The sequence below is a fragment of the Candidatus Angelobacter sp. genome (assembly GCA_035607015.1).
Lineage (GTDB): Bacteria > Verrucomicrobiota > Verrucomicrobiia > Limisphaerales > AV2 > AV2.
The window spans coordinates 1-10,327 of sequence record DATNDF010000069.1 but is presented as its reverse complement, the minus strand read 5'-3'; the positions used below and the strand labels follow the sequence as shown (position 1 = coordinate 10,327).

The window sequence follows — 10,327 nt, the reverse complement described above, 5'->3', positions numbered from 1 at the left end:
TCGCGCTCGACGTGGCGGACAAGGGCGTCGATCCGTTCGGCAAGGCGAACATGGGCGGCGTGGACGAGCAGTGTTACTATCGCTACTGCGTCGCGCGCTTCGGCGCCTTCGCGAATGTGTGGTGGGATTTGATCAACGAGTGGCATCTCTGCCGCGACGAAGCTTGGGTCGCGAAGATGGGTGCGCTGGTGAAAGAGTGGGATCCTTACGACCACACGACGAGTGTTCACGGCACGGGCCGCTTTCCGTTCGGCACGCAACCGTGGGTGGATTATGTGATGTTCCAAAGCTGGGACGAGCACGGCGCGTACGACTTCATGCTCAAGGCGCGCACGAACCAAAACGCAACCGGCCGGCCGCTGCCGATCATCAACGAGGAATACGGCTACGAGGATCATTACCCGTTTCCGTGGGGCGAAAAACGTGTTTGGCCCGCCCGCATCGGCGAGAACCGCGCGCGGCTCGCGTGGGAGATGGCGATGGCCGGGGGTTATCAGACGACGGGCGAACGCGCGAACATCGCCGGCCAGGGCGGCTGGATCACCGGACGCGGCAACGGCGAGATGACGATGCTCGCGGGCTACGGACGGATGCGCGACTTCTTCGAGTCGTTCGCGTGGTGGAAACTGGAGCCGCATCCCGAACTCGTCACGGGCGAGAGCAAGGCGTTGCCGGTCACGGAGAACACCAAGCCCCTCGCCGCTGCGTTGTGCCTCGCGCAGCCGGGCGAACGCTACGTGATTTACCTGCGGCAAGGCGGCACAGCCACGCTGCGACTGGCGGCGGGAAATTATTCCGTCACGCGCTTCAATCCGCGCACCGGACGTTCGGTGAAAATCGCGAACGCCACCGGCGGCTCCACTTGGACGACGCCCGCCGTGCCGGACACGGAGAACCGGGTGTTCACCTTGAAGGCGCGACGATGAAACCGTACCGCTTTGCCATCTTTGGTGCGGGGTTTTGGGCGCGCGTTCAACTCGCCGCGTGGCGCGAAGTCGGCGGCGTCGAATGTGTGGCAATCTACAACCGTTCGCGTGACAAGGCGGTGGCATTCGCGCGCGACCTCGGCGTGCCGGCAGTCTATGACGACGCCGAAAAGTTGGTGCGCGAAGTGAAGCCTGATTTCGTGGACAACATCACCGAGATCGGAGGACACAAGCCGCTCTCGCTCCTCTGTGCAAAACACCGCGTGCCGTGCATCTGCCAGAAGCCGATGGCGGCATCGCTCGCCGATGCGAGAGAAATGGTCGCGGCGTTCGCGCGCGCGAAGACGCCGTTCTTCGTCCACGAGAACTGGCGCTGGCAGTCCACCATGCGCGCGCTCATCGAGACGCTGCGTTCCGGCGTCATCGGCACTCCGTTCCGCGCGCGACTCTCGTTCCTCTCCGGCTTCGACGTGTGGGCCAATCAACCGGCGCTGAAGAAGCTCCAACGGTTCATCCTCAGCGATCTTGGCGTGCATCTGCTCGACACCGCGCGGGCGTGCTTCGGCGAGGCCGGCTCGCTCTATTGCCAGTTGCACAAAACGCTCGCGCCCGGCGTGAAGGGCGACAACGTCGCGACGCTCCTGCTCGCGATGGGCGAAGCGAAGACCAGCGTGACCGTCGAAGTCGCCTACGCAAAAACGCCGCTGGAGCGCGAGTGCTTTCCGCAGACGCTGGCGTTCGTCGAAGGCCCGCGCGGCAGCGTCGAAGTCACGGAGGACTACCGGCTGCGCGTCACCACAAAGAAGGGCACGCACAGCCGCCGCCACGCGCCGCCGCGCTACGCCTGGGCGGACGCCCGTTATGACCTCTCGCAGTCGAGCATGGTCGCCTGCCACCGGGACTTGCTCGCGGCGCTGCGCGGGGAACGCGAAGCCGAAACGACCGGCGCGGACAATCTCAAGACGATGGAACTGGTCTTTGCTGCCTACGATTCGGCGCGGACGAATACTGTCGTTACACCGGGCCAAAAGAAAAAGATTCACACCCTGCGGACATCATCCCGACACCATTAAGAATATGAAACGGATCACTTCGTTCCCTCTCACCTTCGTTGCACTTTTCGGCGCGCTGCTGTGCGGCGGCTGTGGCAAATCAGACCCTGACGGCAATACCAGTCCGCCATCCGCCCCGGGCGCGAAGAAGCTTAACATCGGCGTGGCGTTCGAGACGTTGCAGACGGAGTATTGGGTCGCGGGCTTCGAGGCCATCAAAGCAGAGTTGAAGAAGCGGGACATCACCATGCTGGAAGCTGTCGCTGACCAGGACGCGAGCCGGCAGTTGCAGCAGGTGAAGACCTTCATCACGCGCGGTGTGGACGGCATCATCCTCGTGCCCAAGGATGCCAAGACCTGCATCCCGATGATTCGCGCGGCGAACGAGGCGAGGATTCCCATCGTGCTCTTCAACCGGCCCGCCGACAAAACCGACGCCGTCTCCACCGCCGTGGTCGCCGACAATCGCACGCTCACGCGCGACACCGTGGCCTACATGATCGAGCAGGCAAAGAAGACCGGCACCAAGCACAAGGCGATGGTCGTGCTTGGCGATCTCGGCGACATCAATGCCATTGGCCGGCGCGACGGCTTCGAGGACGCGGTGAAAGGGAATGAGAGCGTCATTCAAGTCGTGTCCCGCGTGCCCAGCGAATGGAATCAGGAGAAGGCGCAGGCCGGAGTGGCGAACGCGCTTCAGGCGAATCCCGACATCAGCTTCATTTTCACGTCATCGGATTTTCTGTTCCCATCCATCACGTCTGCGCTCAAAGCCGCGGGTCGCTACAAAAAGATTGGCGAGCCGGGCCACGTCATCCTCGGCGGCTTCGACGGCGACGCGACGGCCTACCAGATGTTGAAGGACGGCTACCTCGACGCGACTGGAGTGCAGGATGTTTACTTTGAAGCGCAACAAAGCGTGCAGGCGCTGCTCGACCGGCGCGAAGGCAAGACGGTGGGCGAATTGATTCTCGATCCCGGTTTCGTGATTCACCAGGGTAACTTGAATGAAATGGCACCGCGCATGTGGGGAGCGAATATCAAGAAGTGATGCGCCTCAAAACGAAATATGACGAGGCGTGATTCATGGCTGCAACTCCCGTCACGAATCTCGAATCTCGAACTACGACCCGTCTTCGGAGCCTTTGTCTCTCCGAATATCTCGTTCTCGCGCTCACGGTGTTGATGTTCGCTGCGCTCGCGCCTTTCACGCCGGGGCTTGGCACCAGCGCGAACCTGCTCAACGCCCTCGGCTATTTGCTTCCGCTCTTCATCGTCGCTGTCGGGATGACGCTGGTGATGATCACGGGCGGGATCGATCTCTCGGTGACATCCATCATCGCACTGACCAGCGTGGTTGGGGCGAAGCTGATGACGAGCGACGGGGGTGGGACTCCGGCGATCATCGGCGTGTTGGTGATGCTTGCGCTCGGCGCGGGGCTGGGCGCGTTGAACGGCACCGTCATCACGATGCTGCGGTTGCCGGCGTTCATCGTGACGCTGGCGTCGATGATGTTCCTGAGCGGCTTCGCCGTCTGGCTGACGCAATCAAAGAACATCTACGGATTGCCGGGATCATTCCTCGCCCTCGGCCAGCGTCTACCCATCGCATTTGCGCTCACCGCTGCGCTGGGCGTCGCCGCGCACCTGATGCTGCGTCGCACGGTCTTCGGACGCTGGCTCTATGCGGTCGGTCAGAATGCCACCGCCGCGCACATCTCCGGCGTTCCGGTGCGCGCGATGACTTTCGCCGCCTACGTTGCGTCCGGACTCTGCGCCGCGCTCGCCTCCGTGATGCTCACCGGACGACTTGAGACGGGTTCGCCTGTGCTCGGTCGGGAAATTCTTCTGGACATCATCGGCGCGACAGTCGTGGGCGGCACGAGCCTTTTCGGCGGCATGGGCAAGATTGCGTGGACGTTCTTCGGCGTGCTCTTTCTCACCGTGCTCGACAACGCGCTGAACCTCCTGAGCCTTTCGCAGTTCTCGATCACCATCACGAAGGGCGCGGTCATCCTTTTCGCCGCCGTGCTGGATGCGGTCCGGAACAGGTTCGTGGTTGGCCGTTCGTAGTTCGTGGTTGAGGCAACAAGCGCATGACCACGAACAAGGAACAACGAACAGCAAACAGCGAACTCCTTTCATTGCGCGGCATCGAGAAGGCCTTCTTCGGCATCAAGGTGCTCAAGGGCGTGAGCTTCAGCGTGCCGGCGGGCGGCATGGTCGGGTTGGTCGGCGAGAACGGGGCGGGCAAATCCACGCTGGTGAACATCCTGGGCGGGAATCTCCAGCCCGAAGCTGGCACTCTCCGGTTTGCGGGAGCGGACTACGCGCCGCAGAACCCGCAGGACGCCGCGCGTCGCGGCATTGCGTTCATTCATCAGGAGCTTAACCTGTTTCCGAATCTCTCCATCGCGGAGAATATTTTTCTCACCCGGTTTCCGCGTGCGGGCACGACGCCATTCATCCACCGCGGCGAGATGCACGAGCGCGCGGCGGAGTTGTTGCGCAAAGTGGGCCTGGAAATTCCATCGCACCGACTGGTGAAAACACTTTCCGCCGGCGAGCGTCAACTGGTCGAAATCGCCAAGGCCCTGAGCATCGAAGCGCGGCTCATCATCTTCGACGAGCCGACCACTTCGTTGAGCGAACGCGAGACGACGCGGCTCTTTGCGCTCATCGCCCGCCTGCGCGCGCGCGGTCTCGCGATGATTTACATTTCACACACGCTGGCCGACGTGTTCCGGCTCTGTGACGACATCGTGGTGTTGCGCGATGGCGAAGTGGTGGGTTCCGGCGCGACGAAGACGTTCACCACCGAGAAACTCGTCTCGCTCATGGTTGGGCGAACGATGAATCAGCTTTTCCCGGAACGCCGCGCTGAAGCCTTCGGCTCGGAGGAAGGCGCTCCCATTCTGGAAGTGCGCGACGTTTCACAGTCGGGCGTCGCGGAGAACATTTCCTTCTCCCTGCATCGCGGCGAGGTGCTGGGGCTTTCCGGCCTGATGGGTGCGGGCCGCTCGGAACTGGCGCGCATCCTCTTCGGTCTCGACCCGCGTGAGCGCGGGGAGGTGCGGCTTGCGGGCGAAGTGCTTCACCATCTCTCGCCTCCCAATTTGATTGAGCGCGGTGTGGCCTTTCTCACCGAGAACCGCCGTAGCGAGGGGCTGTGTCTCGACGCGGCCGTGGCCGATAACCTGGCGCTTGTTACTCTGCCGCAGCATGGGCGAACCCCGCTGCGCTGGCTCCTGCGCGACTCGTTGCAGGCCGCCGTCACGCGTATCCGATCGGTGGTGCAACTCGACTCCAAGACGAGCGACACGCAGCCGGTGCGGACCCTGAGCGGTGGCAATCAGCAAAAAGTCGTGCTCGGCAAGTGGCTGTTGAGCAAACCCAAGGTGCTCATCCTCGACGAGCCGACGCGCGGCATCGACGTGGGCGCGAAGTTTGAAATCTACCGGCTCATCCACGGACTCGCCGATCAAGGCGTGGGCGTGCTCGTCATCTCTTCTGAGCTGGAGGAATTGATGGGGCTGTGTGACCGCATCCTCGTCATGCGCAGCGGCTGTTTGGTGGACGACCTGCCGCGTGTGCAGTTCGACCGTGAGCGCATCCTGGCCGCTGCTCTTGGGACCGCGAAAGAGGTGAAGTCGTGAATCGCGCCGGACAACGTCTGCTCGACTTCGCGCCGCTGCTGCTCTTCGTCGCCGTTCTCGCATTCTTCGGTATGCAGTCGGGGAAATTCCTGGAGCCGCGCAATCTGGTGAACATCGTTGTGCAAGCATCATCGACCGGCATTGTCGCGGTGGGCATGACCTTCGTGCTGCTGTCGGCGGGAGTGGACTTGTCTGTGGGCGCGATCATGTTCGTGGCCGCTGCCATCGCGGGAAAAATGGCGCTCGCCGGCTCGCCGCTGGCGCTCGCATTGCTCGTCATGGTCGGCGTCTCGCTCATCTTCGGCGCGTTCAACGCCTTTTTCATTACGCGCGTCCGCGTCGCGGCTTTCATCGTCACGCTCGCGACGTTGTTCATCGGACGCGGCCTCGGCCTGCGGATCACCGAGACACGCGCGATGAATCTGCCGGACAGTTTTCTGCAGCTCGGCGCTGCAAAAGTTCTCAGCGTGCCGTTGCCAGCGTGGCTCTTCGCAGTCGTGCTTGTGGTCGCACATCTCGTGCTCACGCGCACGCCACTCGGGCGGCAGATTTTTGCCGTCGGTCACGACGTAGAGATGGCGAAGAAGGCGGGAATCCGCACCGGCAGGATCTTGGCGACGGTCTATCTCATCAGCGGTGCGTGCGCAGCCATCGCGGCGATGGTCACGCTAGGCCAGCTCGGCGCGGTGTCGCCTAAATTTGGCGAGCAAAAGGAATTCGCCGCCATCACGGCTGCCATCTTGGGTGGGACCAGCCTGTTTGGCGGGCGAGGAAGTGTTTTACCCGGCACCCTGCTTGGCACCGTGCTCATCCAGACCATAGAGAACGGTCTCGTGATGACGAACGCCAATCCCTACCTCTACTCGATGATTATCAGCGCCGTGATTTTCGCCGCCGTTCTCTTGGAAAGCCTCAGAAACCGCGCATTAAAACTCTGAGCCAGTCGTTATGTTCATCGCTTGGGTCTGGCACTCCATTCTCGGCATCAAAGCCCAGATTGAGGTTGAAATTGGGTCGAATCTGCCATTCGGCAAAAAGCTTATTTCACCTACAGTAGCCATGCACGTCGGTCAGGCGGAATTGCCAGCCTTGGAAGCGATACGTGAGCCTCTAGTCATCGATGCCGAGCAGGGGCAACACGGTCCCCTGCCAGTAGTGAAAATTGACGGGTTTCCGCTTCAACGCAGTTTCCAACTCTATTCCACGGTTTCCGAGTTTATTACCTGAATACAGCGTTACGAATGAGCGCCTGTTATTCCACCGTCACGCTCTTGGCCAGGTTGCGCGGCTTGTCCACGTCGCAACCGCGGGCGACTGCGATGTGGTAGGCCAGCAGTTGCAGCGGGACGACTGCCAGCAGCGGGAACAGTGGCTCCAACGTCTGCGGCAGGTAAATCACGTCCTGCACCTTGGAGGCGATTTTCGTGTTGCCTTCGGTCGCCACGGCGATGATCGGACCGTTGCGCGCCTTGATTTCCTCGAGATTGCTGAACGTCTTTTCGTAGAGTGTCCCCGACGGAATAACAACGACTGTCGGCGTCTTCTCGTCGATCATCGCGATGGGTCCGTGTTTCATTTCCGCGGCGGGATAGCCCTCGGCATGGGTGTAGGAAATTTCCTTGAGCTTGAGTGCGCCCTCGAGCGCGACGGGGAAGTTGTAGAGACGGCCGAGGAAAAAAAAGTCCTCCGCTGTTGCGTACTTCAACGCGATTTTTTTGATGGCATTGTCCAGTGACAGGACTTTTTCCAGTTGTTCGGGAATGGCTTCGAGCGCCTGGATGATCTGCGTGCCGCGGCTGGCGGCGAGCATCCGGATCCGCCCCATGAGCAGAGCCAGCAGGGTCAGCACGGTGACCTGTGAAGTGAACGCCTTGGTGGAGGCCACGCCGATTTCCGGCCCGGCATGCAGATAGATACCCCCGTCCGCCTCGCGCGCGATGGTGCTGCCGACGACATTGCAAATCGACAGCACTTTGTGTCCGCGCCGGCGCGCTTCACGCTGGCTTGCTAGAGTATCGGCCGTCTCGCCCGATTGAGTGATGACGAGGACGAGCGTGTGCTTTTCGATCGGCGCGTTGCGATAGCGGAACTCGCTGGCGTATTCGACCTCGACCGGGATGTGCGCGAATTCCTCCAGCAGATGTTCTCCCAGCAACGCGGCATGCCAGCTCGTGCCACAGGCCGCGATGACAATCTGGTCCACCGCGCGCAGCTCGGCCATGGTCATGTTCAGGCCGCCAAATTTCGCCGTCGCCTCCTCGTGGTCCAGTCGTCCGCGCATGGCATTCCCGATCGTCTGCGGCTGCTCAAAAATCTCCTTGAGCATGAAATGCGGGAATTTGCCGCGCTCAGCCGCTTCCGGGCTGAATTCGATCCGGCTGATCTGGGCGGCGGCCGTGTTCGTGCCGAGGTTCTCAACCTTGAACTGATCCGGCGTCAGGCTGACCACATCATAATCGTTCAAATAAACCACCCGGCGGGTGTGGGCGACGATCGCACTGGCGTCGCTGGCGAGAAAATTCTCACCTTCGCCAATCCCCACCAGCAAGGGCGAGCCGCGGCGCGCGCCGACAATGAGGTCCGGGCAGTCCGCACAAACCACCGCGATGCCGTATGTGCCGATGACCTCCTTGAGCGCCGCCATGACCGCCCGTGCCAGCGGCGGGACGTCGTCTTTTTCCGGGAGTGCGCCGGACGATTTGATGCGCCCATAATGTTCGCCTATCAAGTGGGCGAGGACCTCGGTGTCGGTGTCGGACTGAAACTGGTGCCCGGTCTGGGCCAGGCGTTCCTTGATACGTTCGAAATTCTCAATCACACCGTTATGCACGACGGCGATGTGACCGGTTTGATCGAGGTGCGGATGTGAGTTCTCGTCCGAGGGCGGACCGTGCGTGGCCCAGCGCGTGTGTCCGACGCCGAGCTGGCCGGCAACCGGCCGGGATTGAAGAAGGCCGCCCAGCCCTTCGTCGATTCGCCCCTTTTTCTTTCGCGTCTGGAGAACGGCGCGGTCCAGCACGCTCAAACCGGCGCTGTCGTAACCCCGGTATTCAAGGCGGCGCAGTCCTTCGACCAGAATGGGGCCCGCTTCGCGCCGGCCGACGTAGCCTACGATGCCGCACATAAATCAGGTTTCACAGTGTGATGAAGAGTTCAAAAAGCGGAACCGTCAGGAATCCAATTTTGCGCCCGCACTTTCGTCGCATCATGATCGGTTCGTCCCGGGCCTGCTTGCTGCTTGCGCTTGTCTGTCGGCGCAGGGTATAAAAGGAACACGTCAAATCGCAAGAATGGATTTCACCATGTCCAATGGCGCGCGAATGTCCGCCAACACCAGCAACGTTCTCTCCATCATCATGGGCGGGGGGCAGGGGACGCGGTTGTTTCCCCTCACACGCGAGCGTTCCAAGCCGGCCGTGCCACTGGCGGGCAAATACCGGTTGGTGGACATCCCGATTTCCAATTGCATCAACTCCAACCTCCGGCGCGTTTACCTGCTGACGCAGTTCAATTCCGCGTCGCTGCACCGGCACATCTCGCAATCCTACAAGTTCGACCATTTCTCGGGTGGTTTTGTCGAAATCCTGGCGGCGGAACAGACGTTCACCGATGCCTCGTGGTACCAGGGCACGGCGGACGCGGTGCGCAAAAATCTCCTTCACTTCCTGAACCACGATTTTGATTTCGCGCTCATTCTGAGTGGCGACCAGCTTTACCGGATGGACTTCCGCGAGATCCTTTCCCAGCACGCGGTGACGGGCGCCGACGTGACGATTGCGACCATTCCCGTCGCGCGCGACCCGGCGCAATCGCTCGGCATCATGCAGATCAACACCGAGCGCCGCATCACGCGTTTCGTCGAAAAGCCGAAAGACCCGGCCGCGCTCGACTCTTTGAAACTGGAAAAGGCTTGGTACCCCAAACTGGGCATCGAAGGCGAAGACGAACTTTTCCTGGCCTCGATGGGCATCTACGTGTTCAACCGCGACATCCTGATCAAGCTGCTCGACAACAACCATGCGGATTTCGGCAAGCACATCATCCCCGGCGCCATTCAGACCCATCGCGTCTTTTCCTACATTTTCCAGGGATACTGGGAGGACATCGGGACCATCGGTTCGTTTTTCGAGGCGAACCTTGACGTGACCTCGGAGCTGCCCCGGTTCAATTTCTTCGACATGAGCGCGCCGATCTTCACCCGGCCGCGCTTCCTGCCCGCCTCAAAAATCAACGGTGCGCAGATTGACCACGCCGTCATTTCCGACGGCTGCATCATCAACCGCGGGAAAATTTCGCACAGCATCATTGGCGTCCGCAGCATGTTGAACACCGGCTGTGAAGTGAACCGCACCATCATGCTCGGCTGCGATTACTACGAGTCCCACGATTCGATCCAGCGCCACGAAGCGGCGGGCAAACCGAGGATCGGCATCGGCCACAACACGCGGGTCGAAAACGCCATCATCGACAAGAACGCGCGCATCGGAAGCGACTGCGTGATCTCGCCGAACGGTAAACCGGAAAACGTGGACCACGAACTGTATTACATCCGCGACGGCATCATCATCATCCCCAAGAACGGCATCGTGCCGCACGGGACCGTCATTTGATGCGCGAAACCTTGGCGGGCGTCTGTCTTCTGATCTAATCTGGATAGCTGTCATGTTTCAACACGTTGTCCGCACTCCGAGTG

Annotated in this window: 9 protein-coding genes; 8 read left to right on the top strand and 1 reads right to left on the bottom strand. The window is 61.2% G+C overall.

The annotated features are described in order from the left end of the window. The 7 genes from VN887_02865 to VN887_02835 form a co-directional block, all read left to right on the top strand. The coding region (locus VN887_02865) for a hypothetical protein (GenBank protein ID HXT38942.1) at window positions 1–926 on the top strand (926 nt) is incomplete at its 5' end. Next, window positions 923–1,999, top strand: a complete 1,077-nt coding sequence (locus tag VN887_02860; GenBank protein HXT38941.1) for a Gfo/Idh/MocA family oxidoreductase — start codon at window positions 923–925, stop codon at window positions 1,997–1,999. The genes VN887_02865 and VN887_02860, both read left to right, overlap by 4 nt. 4 nt (window positions 2,000–2,003) lie before the next feature. After that, window positions 2,004–3,029 carry a sugar ABC transporter substrate-binding protein gene (locus tag VN887_02855; GenBank protein HXT38940.1) on the top strand — a complete coding sequence of 342 codons (1,026 nt, stop codon included), beginning with the start codon at window positions 2,004–2,006 and terminating at the stop codon, window positions 3,027–3,029. Window positions 3,030–3,064: 35 nt separating this feature from the next. After that, window positions 3,065–4,051 carry an ABC transporter permease gene (locus VN887_02850; protein ID HXT38939.1) on the top strand — a complete coding sequence of 329 codons (987 nt, stop codon included), beginning with the start codon at window positions 3,065–3,067 and terminating at the stop codon, window positions 4,049–4,051. Window positions 4,052–4,074: 23 nt separating this feature from the next. Next, window positions 4,075–5,634 carry a sugar ABC transporter ATP-binding protein gene (locus VN887_02845; GenBank protein ID HXT38938.1) on the top strand — a complete coding sequence of 520 codons (1,560 nt, stop codon included), beginning with the start codon at window positions 4,075–4,077 and terminating at the stop codon, window positions 5,632–5,634. Next, window positions 5,631–6,572 carry an ABC transporter permease gene (locus tag VN887_02840; GenBank protein ID HXT38937.1) on the top strand — a complete coding sequence of 314 codons (942 nt, stop codon included), beginning with the start codon at window positions 5,631–5,633 and terminating at the stop codon, window positions 6,570–6,572. The genes VN887_02845 and VN887_02840 overlap by 4 nt, the downstream gene beginning before the upstream one ends. A gap of 10 nt (window positions 6,573–6,582) precedes the next feature. Continuing rightward, window positions 6,583–6,861 carry a hypothetical protein gene (locus VN887_02835; GenBank protein HXT38936.1) on the top strand — a complete coding sequence of 93 codons (279 nt, stop codon included), beginning with the start codon at window positions 6,583–6,585 and terminating at the stop codon, window positions 6,859–6,861. Between the two features lie 25 nt (window positions 6,862–6,886). Here VN887_02835 and glmS read toward each other — a convergent pair whose 3' ends face one another. Continuing rightward, a complete protein-coding gene (gene glmS, locus VN887_02830; GenBank protein ID HXT38935.1) occupies window positions 6,887–8,758 on the bottom strand; it encodes a glutamine--fructose-6-phosphate transaminase (isomerizing) in 1,872 nt (623 codons plus the stop codon). 166 nt (window positions 8,759–8,924) lie between these two features. Here glmS and VN887_02825 point away from each other — a divergent pair, with 166 nt between their 5' ends. Next, window positions 8,925–10,244, top strand: a complete 1,320-nt coding sequence (locus VN887_02825; protein HXT38934.1) for a glucose-1-phosphate adenylyltransferase — start codon at window positions 8,925–8,927, stop codon at window positions 10,242–10,244. Window positions 10,245–10,327: the final 83 nt, after the last annotated feature.